Genomic DNA, 19,316 nt, shown 5'->3' with positions numbered 1-19,316 from the left:
TTGCACACATGGGTGATTTCATCGGTTCGGTCTGGTGGATGATCGTCAGCCTGGGCGTGTTGGTGACCTTTCACGAATTCGGGCATTTCTGGGTGGCGCGGCGCTGCGGCGTCAAGGTGCTGCGCTTTTCGGTGGGCTTCGGCAAACCGCTGTGGATGCGCCGCGACCGCCACGGCACCGAGTTCGTGGTTGCCGCGATTCCGCTGGGCGGCTACGTCAAAATGCTCGACGAGCGCGAAGGCGACGTGCATCCGGCCGAGCAGGACCAAGCCTTCAATCGCAAGACCGTGTGGCAGCGCATCGCGATCGTCGCAGCCGGTCCAATTGCCAACCTGTTGCTGTGCATGGCGATGCTGTGGGCGATGTTCGTGGTAGGCAAGCAGGATTATTCGGCAACCATTGGTCGGGCCGATGGCCTGGCCGCCGAGGCCGGGCTGGGCCCGGGCGAGCGCATCGTGCGCATCGACGGTCGCAGCGTGAGCAGCTGGAGCGATGCCAGCATGCAGCTCACCACTGCGGCAATGGACAGGCGCGATGTCCGCGTCCTGACCACCTCTGACACTGCGGGCAGCAGTGAGCACACCTTGCGCTTGTCGCAGCTGCCGCTCGGTTTCGACGAACGCCGCGTGGCCGCACTGGCCGGCATCGGCTGGCAGTTCATGCTGCAGCCACCGGTGATTGCCGAAGTGGTGAAGGGCTCGGTGGCCGATGGCCTGCTCAAGCCGGGCGACCGCATCATGGCCATCGACGGCCAGCCAATCCGCTCGGCCGAAGACATCATTCCGCAAGTGCAGGCATTGGGCGCCCACGGTGGGCCGGGCATGATCGAGGTGGCGCGCGGCGAAGACCGGCTGGCGCTGGAAATTGCCCCGCGCAAGTCGCCGCAGGGCCAATGGATGATCGGCGTGCGTCCGGCCGCCGCGCCGGCTCCGGAATACGACAGCCGCCAGCAGTACGGGCTGTTCGCCGCCGTGCCGGCTGCGATCCGCGAAACCGGTCGGATGACCGCCGACTCGCTGGGCATGATGAAGCGCATGCTGACCGGCCAGGCCTCGGTCAAGAACATCTCCGGCCCGGTCACCATTGCGCGTGCCGCCAACGCCTCGGCCGAACGCGGGCTCGACTGGTTCCTGTATTTCCTCGGATTGCTGTCGCTCAGCCTTGCGATCATCAACCTGATGCCCATCCCGATCTTGGACGGTGGGCATCTGCTGTATTACCTTATCGAGTTGATCAAGGGCAGCCCGATCAGCGAACGGGCCATGATTGCCGGACAATACGTCGGCCTGGCGGTCCTGGCCGGGTTGATGGGACTGGCGTTCTACAACGACATCCTCGGCCTGGTTCCACGATGAAGCTGCTCCACTCTTTCCGCCTGTTGTCGTCGTCATACGCCGGCATCCAGCAACACCCGAATACGACTCCAACCGGATGTGACATGACGCGTCTTCCCACTCGCCGCCTGCTTGCCCTCGCTCTTGCCGCCGGCCTCAGCCTGCCGGCCGTTGCTCTGGCCGTCGAGCCGTTCGTTGCCAGCGACATCCGCGTCGACGGCCTGCAGCGCATCGCCTCCGGCACCGTATTCACCTATCTGCCGGTGAACCGCGGCGACACCGTGGACGATGCCAAGGTGGCCGACGCGATCCGTGCGCTCTACCGCACCGGCTTCTTCGAGGACGTGCAGCTGGATCGCCAGGGCAACATCCTGGTGATCACGGTCAAGGAGCGCCCGGCGATCAACAAGCTCACCGTGACCGGCAACAAGGACATCAAGTCCGAGGAACTGCTCAAGGGCCTGGGTGACATCGGCCTGTCCGAGGGCGGCACCTTCGATCGCCTGAGCCTGGACCGCGTGACCCAGGAACTGACCCGCCAGTACAACAACCGCGGCAAGTACAACGTGGAAATCACCCCGACGGTGAGCCCGCTGGACCGTAACCGCGTCGACGTGGCCATCGCGATCAAGGAAGGCAAGGCGGCCAAGATCCGCCACGTCAACCTGATCGGTACGGAAAAGTTCGCCAACGAGGACATCCTGGACAACTGGGAATCCAAGGAGCACAACTGGGCCTCGTGGTACCGCCGCGACGACCAGTACTCCAAGGAAAAGATGTCCGGCGACCTGGAAAAGCTCAACTCCTGGTACCTGGACCGCGGCTATGTCGACTTCAGCATCGACTCCACCCAGGTCTCGATCAGCCCCGACAAGCGCGATATGTTCATCAGCGCCGGCGTCACCGAGGGCGAGCAGTACAAGATTTCCGAAATCAAGGTGACCGGCGACACCGTGCTGCCGCAGGCCGACATCGAGCGCCTGGTGATCCCCAAGGCCGGCGACATCTTCTCGCGTGCATTGCTGGAGTACACCTCCGATGCGATCACCAACACGCTGAGCAACGTCGGCTACGCGTTCGCCAAGGTCAACCCGATCCCGACGCCGAACCGCGAAGACCGCACCGTGGCAGTGAACCTGCAGGTGGTGCCCGGCCCGCGCGTGACAGTGCGCCGCATCCTCTACAAGGGCAACAGCCGCACCTCCGACGAGGTCTTGCGCCGCGAAATGCGCCAGTTCGAAAACACCTGGTATTCGCAGGCGGCGATCGACCGTTCCAAGATCCGTCTGCAGCGGTTGGGCTACTTCGAAAGCGTGGACGTGGAAACGCCCGCGGTGCCCGGCAGCAACGACCAGGTCGACGTGGTCTACAACGTCAAGGAGACCACCTCCGGCAGCTTCGTGTTCGGCCTGGGCTACTCGCAGAGCTTCGGTGTGACCACCTCGGTGCAGTTGTCGCAGAACAACTTCCTGGGTGGCGGTAACCGCGTGGCAGTGGAGGCTTCGCGCAGCAGCTACCAGCAACGCTACGCGTTCTCCTACACCAATCCGTTCTTTACCGACGACGGCGTATCGCTGGGCTACAACCTGTCCTGGCGCGCGCTGGATTACTCGGACTTCAATACCGCACAGTTCAACAGCAAGAATGGTTCGGCGCAGGTGGTGTTCGGCGTGCCGATCACCGAAAACGACACCGTCTCGGCGATGGTGGGTATCGACAGCAACCAGATCACGACCTTCGCGGGCACCACACCGCAGGCGATCATCGACTACATCAATGCGATCGGCACGCGCACCTTCCATGCCTGGCGCACGGAGCTGGGCTGGGCACGCGACACCCGCAACGACTTCTTCATGCCGACCCGCGGCATGTACCAACGCGTGGGCCTGGAGACCACCCTGCCCGGCTCCACGGTCGAGTACTACAAGCTCAATTACCAGATCTCCAACTACTGGCCGATCATTCCGGCGCTGGTGTTGAACACGCGCTTCGAACTGGGCTACGGCGACAGTTACGGGAAGGACAGCACCCGCGTGCTGACCAACCCGGATGGCAGCACCCGCACGGTCACCGCCACCGGCCTGCCGTTCTACGAGAACTTCTACGCCGGCGGCACCAATTCGGTCCGTGGCTTCGAAGACAACACCCTGGGCCCGCGCTCGGAAGCGATCAATGGCTTTACCCGTGGCCAGCCGCTGGGTGGCTCGTTCAAGACGGTGGGCTCGGTGGAAATGTATTTCCCCAAGCTGTTCGACAGCCCGTCGGCGCGCGTTTCGGCATTCGTCGACTTCGGCAACGTGTACAACGGGGTGGACAACTTCAAGGCCAACGAGTTGCGCGCCTCTACCGGTGTGGCGCTGTTGTGGCGCGCGCCTGTCGGCCCCATTTCGATCAGCTATGCATTCCCGCTGAAGAAGGAAGACAACGACGAGATCGAGCGTCTGCAGTTCACCTTCGGCGGCCAGTTCTAAGATTGGCACGCGAAACAATGGCGGCCCGGACGCCCGGGCCGCCATTGTTGTTTGAACACCCTGGTATGAAACAGCTTTAGAAGTAGTTGTTCCAGACATTGCCCAGGCAGGTGGCGGTGGCGCCCCAATCGGATGCGTCCACGCATTGCACCTGCTGGTCCCAGAAGCTCAGCGCGTTGGTGCGCTGCTGCGCGAAATCGTCGGCCGATGCACTGGTGACTGCGCCCAGCAGGATCACGCTACCGAAAATGGAGAGAACAGTTTTCATATGTTTCTTCCTGGGTTCGCCGCATCGTTGCGGCCCGGCAAGCAATACGCTCGACTGTTTAGCCAACTTTTGGCGACGTTTTCCCCCTGTTAAACCAGCCACTTACCGTTTACGCGAGGTTTACCCTGATGCGATTGACCGCCAGTGCGATTGCCGAACAATTCGGGTTGACCGTCGTCGGTGACGGCACCACCGAAGTCAGCGGCGTCGCCACCCTGGCCCATGCCGGCGCAGGCCAGCTGAGTTTTCTGTCCAACCCGCGCTATCGTCCGCAACTGGCCGACACCCAGGCCGCCGTCGTGGTGCTGCGTGCCGACGATGCCGACGCCGCCAAGGGCACCGTGCTGGTCGCCAAGGATCCGTATACCGCATTCGCCAAGATCGCCGCGCTGTTCGACGTGGCACCGGTGCGCGAACCGGGCATCCATGCCTCTGCGGTGATCGACCCGACCGCCCAGGTCTCGGCCACCGCCCATGTCGGTCCGTTCGTCAGCATCGGTGCGCGTAGCCGCGTGGGCGATGGCTGCGTGATCGGCACCGGCAGCATCATCGGCGAGGACTGCGTGGTGGACGAGGGCAGCGAACTGCTCGCCCGCGTCACCCTGGTCACGCGCGTGCGGTTGGGCAAGCGCGTGCGCATCCATCCCGGCGCGGTGATCGGCGCCGACGGCTTCGGCCTGGCCATGGATGCCGGGCACTGGATCAAGGTGCCCCAGCTCGGCGGTGTGGTGATCGGCGACGACTGCGAAATCGGTGCCAATACCTGCATCGACCGCGGTGCGCTGGAAGACACCGTGCTGGAAGAAGACGTGCGCGTGGACAACCTGGTGCAGATCGCGCACAACTGCCGCATCGGCGCGCACAGTGCGATCGCTGGCTGCACCGGCATTGCCGGTAGCGCCAAGATCGGCCGTTATTGCCTGCTGGGCGGGCATGTCGGCGTGGTCGGCCACCTGGAGATCTGCGACAAGGTGGTGATCACCGGCAAGTCTGTCGTGCGTAATTCCATCCATGAGCCGGGCGAGTACTCGTCCGGCACCCCTCTCACCGACAATCGCACGTGGCGCAAAAACGCCGCGCGCTTCAAGCAGCTTGATGTGCTCGCTAGGCGCATCCTGGCTGTGGGCAAGGAGAAAGAATGAGCCACCACGTTTACGAACTGCCGATCGACGTCAGTCAAATCCAGACGCTGCTCCCGCACCGTTACCCGTTTCTGCTGGTCGACCGCATCCTCGAACTCGATCTTGAAACCAAGTGGATCGTGGCGCAGAAGAACGTCAGCATCAACGAGCCGTTCTTCCAGGGCCATTTTCCGAACCGCCCGGTGATGCCTGGCGTGCTGATCATCGAGGCGCTGGCGCAGGTCGGCGGCGTGATGACCCAGCTCGGTCTGGGCCGCGATGCCTTGTCGCAGCTGTTCTATATGGTCAAGGTGGACAAGGCCCGCTTCAACAAGCAGGTGGTCCCGGGTGACGTATTGATCATGGAAGTGCAGATGAAGCGCCTGATCCGCAACGTGGGATGCTTCTACGGCGAAGCCAAGGTCGATGGCGAAGTGGTGGCCAGTGCCGAGGTGATGTGCGCCGGCGCCAGGTAATCACCCGCTTTCGGAGTAAGACACGATGCGCGATTCAACACCTTTGATTCATCCGACGGCGGTCATCGATCCATCGGCAACGCTGGCAGACGACGTCCGCGTCGGCGCCTTCTCGTTGATCGGCGCCGATGTGCAGATCGGGGCGGGCACCGAGGTGGGGCCACATTGCTCGATCCACGGCCCGACCCGGATCGGTCGCAACAACCGCTTCATCGGCCACGCCGCGATCGGCGGCGAACCGCAGGACAAGAAGTACGCTGGCGAGCGCACCGAACTGGTGATCGGCGACGGCAACGTGATCCGCGAATTCGTCACCATCAATCGCGGCACCGGCGGCGGCGGCGGCGTCACCGTGGTCGGCAACGACAACTGGATGCTGGCCTATACGCACGTGGCGCACGACTGCCATGTAGGCAACCACTGCGTGTTTTCCAACAACACCACGCTCGCCGGCCACGTCACCGTGGGCGACTACGTAATCATCAGCGGCTTTGCCGGCGCGCATCAGTTTTGCCGCATCGGCGCGCATGCCTTCCTGGGCATGGGCGCGCTGACCAATGGCGACGTCCCGCCGTTCACCATGGTGGGCAGCGACTCGCTGGGGCGTCCGCGCGGCATCAATAGCGAAGGGCTCAAGCGTCGCGGTTTCGACGCCGAACGCATCACCGCGATCAAGCGCGCCTACCGTACGCTGTACGTGGCCGGCCTGCCGCTGGCCGATGCCAAGCTGCAGCTGGCCGAACAGGCCAAGAGCAGCGAGGATGTGCGCGGCATGCTCGAGTTCATCGAAGCGGCAGAACGGCCGTTGTTACGATGAAGGGAATCGGGAATCGGGAGTCGGGAATCGTGGACGGTCAGCGCAACGGCGCGTCGGTCGGCAGCGACCCGACTGCGCTGCCGATTCCCCATTCCCCACTCCCCATTCCCGGCGCGCATGCGCGCCCTCCCCGCATCGCGCTGATCGCTGGCGAGGCCTCTGGCGACATCCTGGGCGCGGGACTGATCGAGCAGCTGCGGCTGCGCTATCCGAATGCCGAATTCGTCGGCATCGGTGGCGATGCGATGCGTGGGGTCGGTTGCCAGACCTGGTTCGATGCCAGCGAGCTGGCGGTGATGGGCCTGACCGAGGTGCTGCGGCATTTGCCGCGCCTGCTCAAGCTGCGCAGCGCGTTCCGCGAGCGGGTGCTGGCGTGGAAGCCGGACGTGTTCATCGGCATCGACGCGCCGGATTTCAACCTCCCGGTGGAACGCTGGCTCAAGCAGCGCGGGATCAAGACCGTGCACTACGTCAGCCCGTCGGTGTGGGCGTGGCGCGAGAAGCGTGCCGAAAAAATCGGCGTCAGCGCCGATCTGGTGCTGTGCCTGTTTCCGATGGAACCGCCGATCTACGCCAGGCATGGCGTGGACGCCCGTTTTGTCGGCCACCCGATGGCCGACGATATCGCCTACCAGGCCGACCGCGCGGCGGCGCGCGCAACGCTGGGCCTGTCCGCCTCCAGCACCGTCCTGGCAGTGTTGCCGGGCAGCCGGCACGGCGAAATCAGCCGGCTCGGCGACACCTTTTTCCAGGCCGCCTGGCTGGTGTCCGAGCACCTGCCCAACCTGCACGTGCTGGTACCGGCCGCCAATCCGGGCTGCAAGCAACTGCTGGCCGAGCAGCTCTCACGCTCGTCGCTGCCGGTGATGCGCTCGCACCTGCTCGACGGCCAGGCACGCACTGCGATGCTGGCCGCCGACGTGGTGCTGCTGGCCTCCGGCACCGCCACGCTGGAAGCGATGCTGGTCAAGCGCCCGATGGTGGTGGGCTACAAGGTCGCACCGCTCACCTACCGCATCGTCAAGCTGCTGGGCCTGCTCAAGGTCAACCGCTACGCCCTGCCCAATATCCTGGCCAATGACGACCTGGCGCCGGAACTGATGCAGGACGACTGCACCCCCGAGCGCCTGTGCGTGGCACTGCTGGACTGGTTCAAACACCCCGACAAGGTCGCCGCCCTGCAACCGCGCTACCTGGCCCTGCATGCACAGTTGCGCCGCGACGCGTCGGCGCGGGCAGCGGATGCGGTGGCCGGGCTGCTGGAAGGCAGGGATTCGGAGGTCGGGATTGGGGATTCGGCAGGAGCGAAGGCATGAAAATCATTGCTTTAGGCACCCAAGCCGATAGCGCCGACGCTGAGGCGCGCCAGTCGCCCTTGTTTGACCAATCCCAAATCCCGAATGTCGAATCCCGGCGTTTGATCGCCGGCGTCGACGAAGCTGGCCGCGGCCCGCTGGCCGGTCCGGTGGCCGTGGCGGCCGTGGTGTTCGACCCCGGCAAACCACGCATCAATGGGCTGGACGATTCCAAGCAGCTCACGGCCGAGCGGCGCGAGCAGCTGTATGCGCGCATCGTCGACCGGGCGCTGGCGTGGTCGGTGGTGTTGATCCACAGCGAAGAGATCGACCGCATCAATATCTACCAAGCGACCATGCTCGGCATGCGGCGCGCGGTGGAAGGCGTGGCGCATGTGGCCGGGTTCGCGCGCATCGATGGCAACCGTGTGCCCAAAGGCCTGCCCTGCCCGGCCGAGGCATTGATCGGTGGCGACGCGCTGGACCGCGCCATCATGGCCGCCTCGATCGTGGCCAAGGTGACGCGCGACCGGCTGATGCACGAACTGCACACGCGGCACCCGGAATATCGCTTCGATCAGCACAAGGGCTACAGCACGCCGGTGCATCTGGCCGCGTTGCAAACCCACGGGCCATGCCCCCAGCACCGGCGCAGCTTTGCGCCGGTGCGCCTGGCGCTGGAAGGCCGCAACCCGGGGCCCGGGACCCGGGACCCGGAACAGCTGCAGGTGGGCCGGTTGGTGGTGCCGCTTTAGAGGTCGGGACCCGGGACCCGGGACTCGGAAAAGCAACAGCACAGCAACAGCCAGGAAACGACGAGTGGCGTCCCGACACGTCTTCCCGCTTTGCTTTCCCAGGTCCCCGGTGCCGGGTCCCGGCTCCTCAAGCCTGGCAGGTCCCCGGTCCCGCCCCTAGCTGTCAAGCCTTGTTCGCCCCCGCCCCCGCCGGTACCCTGACCGCGCATTATTCCGGTCCCGCATGTCCACTTCCCGCTTCGTCCATCTGCACGTCCACACCGAGTTCTCGCTGGCGGATTCCACCATCCGTGTGCCCGAGAAACCGGATCAGGCTGACCCGAAAAAGGCCAAGCAGGCCAACCTGCTGAGCCGGGCAGTCGAACTCGACATGCCCGCGCTGGCGGTCACCGACCTCAACAACCTGTTCGCGCTGGTCAAGTTCTACAAGGCGGCCGAAGGCGTGGGCATCAAGCCGATCGCCGGCGCCGATGTGATGATCGCCACCCCGGACATGACGCCCTGGCGCATGACCCTGCTGTGCCGCGACCGCGAGGGCTACCTGAGCCTGTCGCGACTGCTCACCCGCGCCTGGATGGAAGGCCACCGCCCCGAAGGCGGCGTGGCGATCCATCCGGAATGGCTGCAGGCCGGGCACGCCAACCTGTTTGCGCTGGCCGGCCGCGACAGCCTGGCCGGGCGCCTGTTCAACGAGGGCCGCGCGGACCTGGCCGAGCAACAGCTGGCCGACTGGCAGCGCGTGTTCGGCGATGGCCTGCACCTGGAACTGACCCGCACCGGGCGCGAGGGCGAAGAACGCTTCAACCAGTTCGCCCTGCACGCCGCGGGCGTGCGCGGGCTGCCGGTAGTGGCCAGCAACGACGTGCGTTTTTTGTACGCCAGCGACTTCAATGCGCACGAAGCGCGCGTCTGCATTTCCTCCGGCCGCGTGCTCGACGACCCCAAGCGCCCGCGCGAGTACAGCGACCAGCAGTACATGAAGTCCAGCGAGGAGATGGCGGCGCTGTTCGCCGACATCCCCGACGCCATCGACAACACCCACGCGCTGGCGCAGCGCTGCAACATCGAGATGCGCCTGGGCACCTACTTCCTGCCCGCCTACCCGGTGCCGGAAGACGAGACGCTGGACAGCTGGATCCGCAGCCAGTCGCGACAGGGTCTGGCCGCACGCCTGGAAAAGAACCCGATCGCGCCGGGCAAGACCCGCCAGGACTATGTGGACCGGCTCGAATTCGAGCTGGACACCATCATCAAGATGGGCTTTCCCGGCTACTTCCTGATCGTGGCCGACTTCATCCAGTGGGGCAAAAACCAGGGCATTCCGATCGGCCCGGGCCGCGGTTCCGGTGCCGGCTCGCTGGTGGCCTGGGCGCTGCAGATCACCGACCTGGACCCACTGCCCTACAACCTGCTGTTCGAGCGCTTTTTGAATCCAGAGCGCGTGTCGATGCCCGACTTCGACATCGACTTCTGCATGGACCGCCGCGACGAAGTCATCGACTACGTGGCGCGCAAATACGGCCGCGAACGCGTCAGCCAGATCATCACCTACGGCACCATGGCCGCCAAGGCGGTGGTGCGCGATGCCGGGCGCGTGCTGGGCTTCTCGTATGGGCTGGTGGACAGCGTGGCCAAGCTGATCCCCAACATCCTGGGCATCACGCTCAAGGACGCGATGGGCGAAGGCAAGGACTCGGAGATGGCCTCGCCGGACCTGATCCAGCGCTACCAGGTCGAAGACGACGTGCGCGACCTGATGGACCTGGCGCGCCAGCTCGAAGACCTCACCCGCAACGCCGGCAAGCACGCCGGCGGCGTGGTGATCGCCCCCGATCCACTCTCCGAGTTCTGCCCGCTGTTCGCCGAACACGACGAAGATGGCCGCGGCAAGAACCCGGTGACCCAGTTCGACAAGGACGACGTCGAAGCGGTGGGACTGGTGAAGTTCGACTTCCTCGGCCTGCGCACGCTGACCATCATCGATTGGGCGGTCAAGGCGATCAACGTGCGCCACGCGCGCGCCGGCATCGACCCGGTGGACATCACCGCCATTCCGCTCGACGACGTGCCCACCTACAAGGGCGTGTTCGCCTCGGGCAATACCGGTGCGGTGTTCCAGTTCGAATCCTCGGGCATGCGCCGCCTGCTCAAGGACGCGCGCCCGGACCGCTTCGAGGACCTGATCGCGCTGGTGTCGCTGTACCGCCCCGGCCCGATGGACCTGATCCCGGACTTCAACGCGCGCAAGCACGGCCAGCAGGAGATCGTCTACCCCGATCCGCGCACCGAAGTCATCCTGAAAGACACCTACGGCATCATGGTGTATCAGGAGCAGGTGATGCAGATGGCGCAGATCGTCGGCGACTATTCGCTGGGCGGCGCCGACCTGCTGCGTCGCGCGATGGGCAAGAAGGTGCCGGCCGAAATGGCCAAGCACCGCGAAATCTTCCGCGAAGGTGCGGCCAAGGGCGGCGTGAGCGCAGCCAAGGCCGACGAAATCTTCGACCTGATGGAGAAGTTCGCCGGCTACGGCTTCAACAAGTCGCACGCCGCCGCCTACGCGTTGGTCAGCTACCAGACCGCGTGGCTGAAACGGCATTACCCGGCCGAATTCATGGCCGCCACGCTGTCCTCTGACATGGACAACACCGACAAGGTGGTCGGCTTTCTCGATGAAGTGCGCAACCTCGGCCTCACCGTCAAGCCGCCGCGCGTCAACGAATCGGCCTACATGTTCGAGGCCGCCAGCCCGGACACCATCCAGTACGGCCTGGGCGCGATCAAGGGCGTCGGCCAGGGCGCCTGCGAGGCGATCGTCGAAGAACGCCAGCGCGGCGGCCCTTACACCACGCTGCTGGATTTCTGCACGCGCGTGGGCACCGCAAAGCTCAACCGGCGCACGCTGGAAGCGATGATCAATGCCGGCGCGATGGATGGGCTGGGCAAGAACCGCGCCTCGCTGATGCTGCAGCTGCCCGAGGTGATGAAGGCCACCGAGCAGATGGCGCGTGAACGCGCCTCCGGGCAGAACTCGCTGTTCGGCGGGCCGGACCCGAGCGCCCCGGCAATGCGCCTGGACCTGCCCGAAAGCAAGGAATGGCCGTTGGGCCAGCTGCTCACCGGCGAGCGCGAAACGCTGGGCTTCTATCTCAGCGGCCACCCGTTCGACCCGCACCGCGAAGAAGTGCGCGAGCTGGTTGGCTGCGACCTGGGTGCGCTGGAAAAGATCCTGGCCTCGCAACAACGTGGCGGCGGTGGGGGCGGTGGCGATGGCGAAAAACGCGCCTGGCGGCCGGAAGTGAGCGCGATCCTGGCCGGCCAGGTGGTCGGCGTACGCCGCAAGGGCGACAGCCAGGTGTTCGTGCAGCTCGAAGACGGCCGCGGCCGGGTCGAATGCAGCGCGTTTTCCGATGCGATGGCCGAATTCGGCCACCTGCTCACCCGCGACCGCATCCTGATCGTCAAGGGCGGCCTGCGCGAGGACGAATTCAACGGCGGCTACAGCCTGCGCATCCGCCAGTGCTGGGACTACGAGCAGATCTGCGCCGACCACGCGCAGCGGCTGTCGCTGCGCCTGGACCTGCGCGAAAAGCAGGCCTTCAAGCGCATCGACGCCCTGCTGGCCAAGCACCGCCCCGGCAAGACGCCCCTGCGCCTGGACTTGCTGCTACGCGCGCCCAGCGGCGGCGTGGCCGGCATGCTCGACCTCAACGGCAACCACTCGGTGCGCATCGACCAGCAGCTGATGGACGGCCTGCGCGCAGACCCGGCGGTGCGGACGGTGAAGATCAAGTACAGCCCGCCGTGGGCGTGAGAATCGGGAATCGGGAATCGCAACAGCGGGGCGCCCCGGATACCTTGCTCTGATTCCCGATTCTCCATTCCCGATTCCGCTCCCAACGCCCCCGTACGGGCCAGCCACACCGCTTCAGCTACACTCCCCGCCTTACGTTGACGACGACATTGCATGAATCCTAACTACCTCGACTTCGAGCAACCCATCGCCGATCTGGAAGCAAAGATCCAGGAACTGCGCAAGGCCAGTACCGGGCCTGCGGTCAACGTGGAGACCGAGGTGCGGGCGCTGCGCGACAAGCTGCGCGTGCGCACCGCGCAGATCTTCCGCGATCTGTCGGCCTGGCAGGTCTCGCAGCTGGCGCGTCATCCGCAGCGCCCGTACACGCTGGACTACATCGACACCATCTGCGACGAATTCCAGGAGTTGGCCGGCGACCGCGCCTATGCCGACGACAAGGCCATCGTCGGTGGCCTGGGCCGCATCGACGGGCGCCCGGTGGTGATCATCGGCCACCAGAAGGGCCGCGACACCAAGACCAAGGTGGCGCGCAACTTCGGTATGCCGCGCCCGGAGGGCTACCGCAAGGCCTTGCGCCTGATGAAGCTGGCCGAGCGCTTCCGCCTGCCGCTGCTGACCTTCATCGACACCCCCGGCGCCTACCCTGGCATCGGCGCCGAAGAGCGCGGCCAGAGCGAGGCGATCGCGCGCAACCTGCTGGAAATGGCCGAGCTGAAAATTCCGGTGATCTGCACCGTCATCGGCGAAGGCGGCTCCGGCGGCGCGCTGGCCATCGGTGTGGGCGACCGCACCCTGATGCTGGAATACGGCACCTATTCGGTGATTTCGCCGGAAGGCTGCGCCTCGATCCTGTGGAAGGACGCGGCCAAGGCCAAGGACGCCGCCGAACAGCTCGGCCTGACCGCCAAGCGCCTGAAGGGCCTGGGCCTGGTCGACAAGGTGATCCGTGAACCCACCGGCGGTGCGCATCGCAATCCCGAACAGATGGGCAAGCGCCTGAAAGCGGTGCTGCTCAACGAGCTGGACGCGCTGGAAAAGATTCCAGTGGATGCGTTGCTGCAGCAGCGCTACGAGCGCCTGCGCAGCTATGGTGCCTACGAAGGGCATTGATTCGCACGATGGCCGGCCGCGCCCAGCGCGCGGCCATGGAAAGGACGCCACACCCGCATGTCTCCGCTCCTGCTGATCTCGCTGCTGCTGCAAGCCGCCTGCTGCGTCCACGTCGTGCGCAGCGGGCGGCCCCTGTACTGGATCTTCTGCTGCTGGCGTTTTCGCTGCTGGCGGTGCTGGTCTATGTGTGCGTGGCGGTCATCCCCGATCTGCGCAACGACCCCAATGCACGCCGTCGCCTCAAGCGCGTGCGCAGCACCCTGGATCCGCAACGCGAACAGCGCGATGCCTCGCGCCGGCTGGATGTGGCCGACACTCCGGAAAATCGCCGCCAGCTCGCAGAGACCTTGCTGGCGCGCGGCGATTACGCCCAGGCCGCCGAGCATTACCAGGGCGCGTTGCGCGGCTTGTATCGCGATGATCCGCACCTGATGCTCGGTCTGGCCAAGGCCCAGTTCGGGCTGGGCCAGCCACAGCAGACGCGGCAGACCCTGGATGCCTTGATCGCGGCCAACCCCAGCTTCCGCTCGCATGACGGGCATCTGCTGTATGCACGCGCGGTCGAAGGCAGCGGCGACACCGAGGCTGCGCTGCACGAGTACGAAACGCTGGCCCAAGGCTATCCGGGCGAAGAAGCGCGCGTGCGCTATGCACAACTGCTGCAGCGCATCGCACGCAATGACCAGGCCAGGGCGGTGTACGAACAGGTGCTGCGTCACGCCGCCGCCTCGCCCAAGCATTACCAACGCGAGCAACGCGCCTGGGTCGACCTGGCACGCAAGGGCCTGCGCGAGCTGGACACCAGCGCCTGAGGGCCGCCGACAAGACGCTCGCAGCTGCAGGTCACATGCATTGAATCGCTCGGCAACGAATCGCTCGGCACCTGATCAAGGCCATCAACGTGCAAAGGAAGCCTGAAATCGAGGCAGTTCTGAAAGCCGAGATCGATCATCTGCTGGAGCAATCCACACAGCGGTTTCGCAGCGGCGCCCTGGCGGAATCGCTCGCCCTGGGATTACAGGCGTGGGCGCTGATCCCCGAACCCAAGGCGAACTGGGACTATTACCCGCAAAGCCTGTCTGCAAGTTTCGTCAAGGATTACGCCGACCTGCACGATCAGGAAAACGTGCATCGATGGATCGAGGTGATGGCGCTGATGTACGACGACCCAGACCACACCGATCATCTTGTGCTGATGACCGAAGGCGAGGCGATGCTGCAGCTCGGCGATGAGGCACGTGCCTGCGCTGCCTTCGGCAAAATTCACGCGCTGTACGGCAAAAAGGGATTTGCCGGACACCAGAAACGGTATCTGGAGATGCTGCTCAAGCCACACCCGACCGGCGCATGAATTCATATGCGCCCTAGCGCGGCCTGCCGGATTCATCGACCCTTGCCCCGGTGCGCACATCGCGACGTCACTGGCCGTCCCATCATGAAGCACCGCAGGCATTCGCGGTGGGACACCGGAATGCCCCGCATTTTTAGCAGTGGCAGCTGTGGGCACCTGCGCGCCGAAGCCGTCGGGCGTGCGTAGATGCGGTGCGCAATGCGCTCAGAACGGCTTGGCCAGCACCAGCCAGATCACGCCGACCAGCAGGATCACCGGTGCTTCATTGAACCAGCGCAAGGCCCGCCCGCTGGGCACTGCACGCCCCTGTTCGGCGCCTTTGACCCAGCAGCCGGACACGATGTAGTGGGCCAGAATCAAGGCCACGGCAAACAGCTTGGCGTGCAACCAGCCGCCAGCGACCATCGTCGGGAAATCCGGAATGACCCGGTAGCCCTGCCATAGCACCGCGCCCAGCAGCAGCGCCAGACCGAGCATGCTGTGACCGAATGTGTAGAGCCGCCGCCCCATCAACACCAGGCGCGCGCGCACCGCGGTGTCGCTGCCGGCTTCGGCGATGTTGACCAGAATGCGCGGCAGGTAGAACACCGCGGCCATCCAGGCGATCACGAACAACAGATGGAAGGTCTTGATCCACAAATACAGGGTCATGCGCTGGCTCCGCTGGCTCGCGTAGGATGGCCCGCATTTTCACCTATCCGCGCGCGCGAAAGCAGCCAAGCCCATGCAGCAGTCCGCCTCCAAACAATACGACGCCCACTATTTCCGCCGCTGGTATCGCGATGCCGGCCTGGCCGATCCCGCGCGCCTGCGACGCAAGGTCGCACTCGCCGTCGCACAGGCCGAGTACTACCTGGAACGACCGATCCGCAGCGTGCTCGACGTCGGCTGCGGCGAGGCCGCGTGGCGCGCGCCGTTGTTGGCGTTGCGGCCGAAGCTGAGCTATCTGGGTTTCGACAGCAGCGCCTATGCGGTGCAGCGTTATGGCCGCAGCCGCCAGATCCACCCCGCCCGCTTCGGCGACTTCGCCTGGTTGCGCCCGTGCGCACCGGTGGACTTGCTGATCTGCTCGGACGTGCTGCATTACGTGCCCACCCGCGAATTCAACCAGGGCCTGCCTGGATTGGCCGAGATGTGCGCAGGCGTGGCGTTTCTGGAAGCCTTCGCCGAAGAAGATGCGTTCGAGGGCGATCACGACGGTTTCCAGGCGCGACCGGCGCGCTGGTATCGCAAGCGCTTCGCCAGCGTGGGCTTCGCTGCGCTGGGGTCGCACTGCTGGCTGTCGCCGCAGCTGGCTGACCAGGCATCGGCGCTGGAGCGCGGCTGAGCGGGATGGTGGCTGCCAGCGAGCAGCGCGTGGGGGTATCGCGTCGCCTGGAGCCATCGCTGCGTCGATCGCCCAGCACCTTCTCCCCCGCTCCGCGCCCTGCCCGCGCTTGCGGCGGGGCGCTCAAGGTACGCGTCAGGTGGTGCGCGGGGCCTGTCGTCGCGCCCTGCAGGCAAGGCGTTTGCCTTCCAGAAATCGCTGCCACAAAGCCGTGACAGCCTCAACCGTCCGCAGCCCCATTAAGGTGCAAATGCGCCAAAACCGGTATGCTGCGCGGCAGCAAAACCGCACGGATGGGTGGAATGCTTTATCAACTGCATGAGCTGACCCGCAATCTGCTAGCCCCCTGGGTGCATCAGGCCCAGGCGAACGCCAAGATGTTTTCCGACCCCGACAGCCTGTGGGCCTCGCTCCCGGGCGCCGAGCGTATGGCCGCCAGCAACGAGCTGTTCCACCGTCTGGGCAAGGAATACGAAAAGCCGGCCTGGGCGCTCGACGATGTCGAGGTCGACGGCCATTCGCTGCCGATCATCGAACGCGAAGTGCTGAGCAAGCCGTTCTGCCGGTTACTGCGCTTCAAGCGTTTCAGCGACCACGTCGAACTGATCGGCAAGATGAAGGAGCAGCCCGCCGTGCTGGTGGTTGCGCCGTTGTCCGGCCACCACGCCACGTTGCTGCGCGACACCGTGCGCACCCTGCTGCGCAACCACAAGGTCTACGTGACCGATTGGGTGGATGCGCGCATGGTGCCGCTGGAGGCCGGCGCGTTCCGGCTCGAGGACTACATCACCTATATCCAAGAGTTCATCCGCCACATCGGCGCCGAGCGCCTGCATGTGGTGAGCGTGTGCCAGCCCACCGTGCCGGTGCTGGCGGCAGTGTCGCTGATGGCCAGCAACGACGAGCCCACCCCGCGCTCGCTGGTGATGATGGGCGGTCCGATCGATGCGCGTCGTAGCCCCACCCAGGTCAACAACCTGGCCACGGAAAACGGCATCGAGTGGTTCCAGAACAACCTGATCCACACGGTGCCGTTCCCGTATCCGGGCCATGGCCGCCAGGTGTATCCGGGCTTCCTGCAGCACGCCGGCTTCCTGTCGATGAACCCCAACCGGCACGTGATGTCGCACTGGGATTTCTACACCGACCTGGTCAAGGGCGACCTGCAGGATGCGCAAGCGCACCGGCAGTTCTACGACGAATACAACGCCGTGCTCGACATGCCGGCCGAGTATTACCTGGACACCATCCGCGTGGTGTTTCAGGAGTTTTTGCTGCCCCAGGGCAAGTGGAAAGTGGACGGCCAACTGGTCAAGCCATCGGCGATCCGCAATACCGCGCTGCTGAGCATCGAAGGCGAACTGGACGACATCGCCGGCCTCGGCCAGACCGAGGCGGTGCACGATCTGTGCACCGGCATCGATGCGGCGCATCGTCGTCACCTGGTCGTGGAAGGCGCCGGTCATTACGGCATTTTCAGCGGCCGCCGCTGGCGCGAGGTGGTGTATCCGCAGGTGCGCGAATTCATCGCGCGCTACGATGCGGATCCGGTCGGTAGCCGCGACCTGGCCACCGTGACCCCGATCCGCAAGCGCGGCAAACGCGCCTGAGTTACCCAAGAAAATCCCCGGCAATGCCGGGGATTTTCATCTCGATCTGCGTGCAACCGCCACAGCGCGTCATGCCAGCGGCAAGCAGCACCATCGACCTGCGCACGCTGACATCTAGGCCAGTCGCATCACGCAGCCGCCTCTCCGCTCCTGACCAGCAGTTGCTTGGCGAACATGCCGTGCAGCTTGCCGAACGCGCGTGCCAGATGCAGCGTAACGAACAACAACAGCACGCCCACCGCGAACAACGGCAGCGTCAGCCAGGCGCTGGTGATGTCCACGCCATCCCAGGTCAGCACAGCGACCTTGTCGAACAACGCCGCGATCGGTGAAGCGGCCAGGCCCAACGACAGCGATAGCAGCGTGCAAAACACGGTGAAATACACAATGCCCAGCGGCAGCATCAGCAGGAAGTACAGCATCGTGCTCCAGGTCCGCGCGTCGGTGAACATCGCGCCGATGCGCTGCAGCCAACCGCCTTGCAGGCCCGGGTGTTGCGGGCGACGCGGCATGCGCACACCCAGCAACGTCTCGACCACGCGGCCTTCCACCAGCGACAACACCCGCACCGAGCCGAAGAACAACACCAGCAGCGGCACGCCGATGATCAGGATCAGCATCCCCACCGACAGGCTGGCGCCGGTCACGACCCAGGTGAAATAGAACACCCCGGTGAGCAGTGACAGCAGCATGTAGAACAATGCGCCATAGGTGCGCGGGTCGGCAGCCACGCCGAAGAACGTGCCGATCCACGATGCCCGCTGCGGTGGCACCGGGGGGCGCAGTGCGCGTGCCACGGTCACTTCGGTTTCGCGGTAGATCTCTGCCACTTCCTCCGGGGCGCCGTAGCTGCTGGCCACGCCGGCAATGACCTCGGCCTCGCTCTTGCCTTGCTGTTCTGCCAGTTCGGAACGCAGATACTCTTCGGCGTCGTACAGCGCGTCCTGGATCATTGCCGGATCTGCCCCGGACAGCGCCTGGCGCAGCTGCAGCAGATAATCGCCAATGGTGGTCGGCAACGGGTGGGCCTGTGCAATTGTGTTCATGAGTGGGTCCCCTCCAGCACGGAATCAACGGAATCTCGGGTGGCACGCCAGGCGGCGGTCCAGTCGCGCAGGCAGTCACGCCCGCTGTCGGTGATGCGGTAATACCGCCGCGGCGGCCCGGAGGCCGAGGGTTCGACATGGCTGTGCAGCAACCCGGCCCCTTCCAGATTGCGCAGCACCGGGTACAGGGCACTCTGCTTGCCGCTGAGCACGCCCTCCAGACGCTCGAGCCGCTTGGCGATGAGGTAGCCGTACAGCGGTGCATCGGCCTGCGCCAGGACGGCCAGCAAGGCCAACGACACGGTGCCCGCACTCAGTTCCTTCTGAAATTTGCGTAGGTGGATATCCGGCTCGCTCATCGGCCATCTCCGCTAGGTTGAAGGTAATGCTATGTAGAACCTAGCTATAGTGAATGTGCCGGTAGTCATGCGAATGGGGAATTGGGAATAGGGAATCGCGCGAGCACGGGGAGCAGCCACTGCCGTTGCGATTCCCGATTCCCGATTCCCTTTCCATGT

The 19,316-nt window shown here is 65.1% G+C and carries 15 protein-coding genes and 2 pseudogenes; 13 read left to right on the top strand and 4 right to left on the bottom strand.

Annotation, left to right across the window (positions count from 1 at the left end; genetic code table 11):
• Positions 1-8 precede the first annotated feature (8 nt).
• Both rseP and bamA read left to right on the top strand, forming a co-directional pair.
• Positions 9-1,355 (top strand): RIP metalloprotease RseP, encoded by a 1,347-nt coding sequence (gene rseP / locus J7396_RS03230; RefSeq protein WP_209260947.1) that lies wholly within the window; start codon positions 9-11, stop codon positions 1,353-1,355.
• 83 nt (positions 1,356-1,438) lie between these two features.
• Complete coding sequence (gene bamA / locus J7396_RS03225; RefSeq protein WP_008578281.1) at positions 1,439-3,805, top strand: outer membrane protein assembly factor BamA; 2,367 nt, start codon at positions 1,439-1,441, stop codon at positions 3,803-3,805.
• Positions 3,806-3,881: 76 nt separating this feature from the next.
• On the opposite strand, the gene J7396_RS03220 is transcribed toward bamA, so the two are convergent.
• Positions 3,882-4,073, bottom strand: coding sequence for a hypothetical protein (locus J7396_RS03220; protein ID WP_005911715.1), 192 nt, complete (start codon positions 4,071-4,073; stop codon positions 3,882-3,884).
• Positions 4,074-4,201: 128 nt separating this feature from the next.
• Between J7396_RS03220 and lpxD the strand changes: the two genes are divergently transcribed.
• The 9 genes and pseudogenes from lpxD (at position 4,202) to J7396_RS03175 (ending at position 14,815) form a co-directional block, all read left to right on the top strand.
• Positions 4,202-5,215, top strand: a complete 1,014-nt coding sequence (gene lpxD / locus J7396_RS03215; RefSeq protein ID WP_014089746.1) for a UDP-3-O-(3-hydroxymyristoyl)glucosamine N-acyltransferase — start codon at positions 4,202-4,204, stop codon at positions 5,213-5,215.
• On the top strand, positions 5,212-5,670 hold the full coding sequence (gene fabZ, locus J7396_RS03210; protein WP_003485378.1) for a 3-hydroxyacyl-ACP dehydratase FabZ: 459 nt from the start codon (positions 5,212-5,214) through the stop codon (positions 5,668-5,670). The genes lpxD and fabZ overlap by 4 nt, the downstream gene beginning before the upstream one ends.
• Positions 5,671-5,695: 25 nt before the next feature.
• Complete coding sequence (gene lpxA / locus J7396_RS03205; RefSeq protein WP_011346889.1) at positions 5,696-6,487, top strand: acyl-ACP--UDP-N-acetylglucosamine O-acyltransferase; 792 nt, start codon at positions 5,696-5,698, stop codon at positions 6,485-6,487.
• A gap of 29 nt (positions 6,488-6,516) precedes the next feature.
• Positions 6,517-7,803 carry a lipid-A-disaccharide synthase gene (lpxB, locus tag J7396_RS03200; protein ID WP_014089745.1) on the top strand — a complete coding sequence of 429 codons (1,287 nt, stop codon included), beginning with the start codon at positions 6,517-6,519 and terminating at the stop codon, positions 7,801-7,803.
• On the top strand, positions 7,800-8,537 hold the full coding sequence (locus tag J7396_RS03195; protein ID WP_051876393.1) for a ribonuclease HII: 738 nt from the start codon (positions 7,800-7,802) through the stop codon (positions 8,535-8,537). Before lpxB ends, J7396_RS03195 begins: the two co-directional genes overlap by 4 nt.
• Before the next feature lie 223 nt (positions 8,538-8,760).
• Positions 8,761-12,351, top strand: coding sequence for a DNA polymerase III subunit alpha (gene dnaE / locus J7396_RS03190; RefSeq protein WP_008578273.1), 3,591 nt, complete (start codon positions 8,761-8,763; stop codon positions 12,349-12,351).
• 153 nt (positions 12,352-12,504) lie between these two features.
• The gene (locus tag J7396_RS03185; RefSeq protein ID WP_008578271.1) at positions 12,505-13,464 is read left to right on the top strand and encodes an acetyl-CoA carboxylase carboxyltransferase subunit alpha; all 960 of its coding nucleotides are present in this window, start codon (positions 12,505-12,507) and stop codon (positions 13,462-13,464) included.
• A 57-nt stretch (positions 13,465-13,521) separates the two neighbouring features.
• Positions 13,522-14,276 (top strand): annotated as a pseudogene (locus tag J7396_RS03180) (tetratricopeptide repeat protein).
• A gap of 24 nt (positions 14,277-14,300) precedes the next feature.
• Positions 14,301-14,815, top strand: a pseudogene (locus J7396_RS03175) (hypothetical protein).
• A 204-nt stretch (positions 14,816-15,019) separates the two neighbouring features.
• Here J7396_RS03175 and J7396_RS03170 read toward each other — a convergent pair.
• On the bottom strand, positions 15,020-15,466 hold the full coding sequence (locus tag J7396_RS03170; RefSeq protein WP_209260946.1) for a CopD family protein: 447 nt from the start codon (positions 15,464-15,466) through the stop codon (positions 15,020-15,022).
• Positions 15,467-15,539: 73 nt separating this feature from the next.
• On the opposite strand from J7396_RS03170, the gene J7396_RS03165 reads away from it, so the two are divergent.
• Complete coding sequence (locus J7396_RS03165) at positions 15,540-16,142, top strand: class I SAM-dependent methyltransferase (protein ID WP_031421839.1); 603 nt, start codon at positions 15,540-15,542, stop codon at positions 16,140-16,142.
• 266 nt (positions 16,143-16,408) lie between these two features.
• Positions 16,409-17,752, top strand: coding sequence for a polyhydroxyalkanoate depolymerase (locus J7396_RS03160; protein WP_008578266.1), 1,344 nt, complete (start codon positions 16,409-16,411; stop codon positions 17,750-17,752).
• Between the two features lie 128 nt (positions 17,753-17,880).
• Here the strand turns inward: J7396_RS03160 and J7396_RS03155 are convergent, their stop codons facing one another.
• Positions 17,881-18,798, bottom strand: coding sequence for a sensor domain-containing protein (locus J7396_RS03155; protein WP_014089737.1), 918 nt, complete (start codon positions 18,796-18,798; stop codon positions 17,881-17,883).
• Positions 18,795-19,157, bottom strand: coding sequence for a PadR family transcriptional regulator (locus tag J7396_RS03150; RefSeq protein WP_008578264.1), 363 nt, complete (start codon positions 19,155-19,157; stop codon positions 18,795-18,797). The genes J7396_RS03155 and J7396_RS03150 overlap by 4 nt, the downstream gene beginning before the upstream one ends.
• Between the last annotated feature and the right edge of the window lie 159 nt (positions 19,158-19,316).

This window comes from Xanthomonas sp. A1809, from assembly GCF_017746015.1.
Lineage (GTDB): Bacteria > Pseudomonadota > Gammaproteobacteria > Xanthomonadales > Xanthomonadaceae > Xanthomonas > Xanthomonas euvesicatoria.
The sequence above is the reverse complement of the archived record's forward strand: the minus strand, read 5'-3'. Positions and strand labels throughout refer to the sequence as shown.

Bases quoted from the DNA above. Each gene is read 5' to 3' on its own strand.
- rseP (WP_209260947.1), top strand. From the start codon at position 9: ATGGGTGATTTCATCGGTTCGGTCTGGTGGATGATCGTCAGCCTGGGC.
- bamA (WP_008578281.1), top strand. From the start codon at position 1,439: ATGACGCGTCTTCCCACTCGCCGCCTGCTTGCCCTCGCTCTTGCCGCC.
- J7396_RS03220 (WP_005911715.1), bottom strand. From the start codon at position 4,073: ATGAAAACTGTTCTCTCCATTTTCGGTAGCGTGATCCTGCTGGGCGCA.
- lpxD (WP_014089746.1), top strand. From the start codon at position 4,202: ATGCGATTGACCGCCAGTGCGATTGCCGAACAATTCGGGTTGACCGTC.
- fabZ (WP_003485378.1), top strand. From the start codon at position 5,212: ATGAGCCACCACGTTTACGAACTGCCGATCGACGTCAGTCAAATCCAG.
- lpxA (WP_011346889.1), top strand. From the start codon at position 5,696: ATGCGCGATTCAACACCTTTGATTCATCCGACGGCGGTCATCGATCCA.
- J7396_RS03195 (WP_051876393.1), top strand. From the start codon at position 7,800: ATGAAAATCATTGCTTTAGGCACCCAAGCCGATAGCGCCGACGCTGAG.
- dnaE (WP_008578273.1), top strand. From the start codon at position 8,761: ATGTCCACTTCCCGCTTCGTCCATCTGCACGTCCACACCGAGTTCTCG.
- J7396_RS03185 (WP_008578271.1), top strand. From the start codon at position 12,505: ATGAATCCTAACTACCTCGACTTCGAGCAACCCATCGCCGATCTGGAA.
- J7396_RS03170 (WP_209260946.1), bottom strand. From the start codon at position 15,466: ATGACCCTGTATTTGTGGATCAAGACCTTCCATCTGTTGTTCGTGATC.
- J7396_RS03165 (WP_031421839.1), top strand. From the start codon at position 15,540: ATGCAGCAGTCCGCCTCCAAACAATACGACGCCCACTATTTCCGCCGC.
- J7396_RS03160 (WP_008578266.1), top strand. From the start codon at position 16,409: ATGCTGCGCGGCAGCAAAACCGCACGGATGGGTGGAATGCTTTATCAA.
- J7396_RS03155 (WP_014089737.1), bottom strand. From the start codon at position 18,798: ATGAACACAATTGCACAGGCCCACCCGTTGCCGACCACCATTGGCGAT.
- J7396_RS03150 (WP_008578264.1), bottom strand. From the start codon at position 19,157: ATGAGCGAGCCGGATATCCACCTACGCAAATTTCAGAAGGAACTGAGT.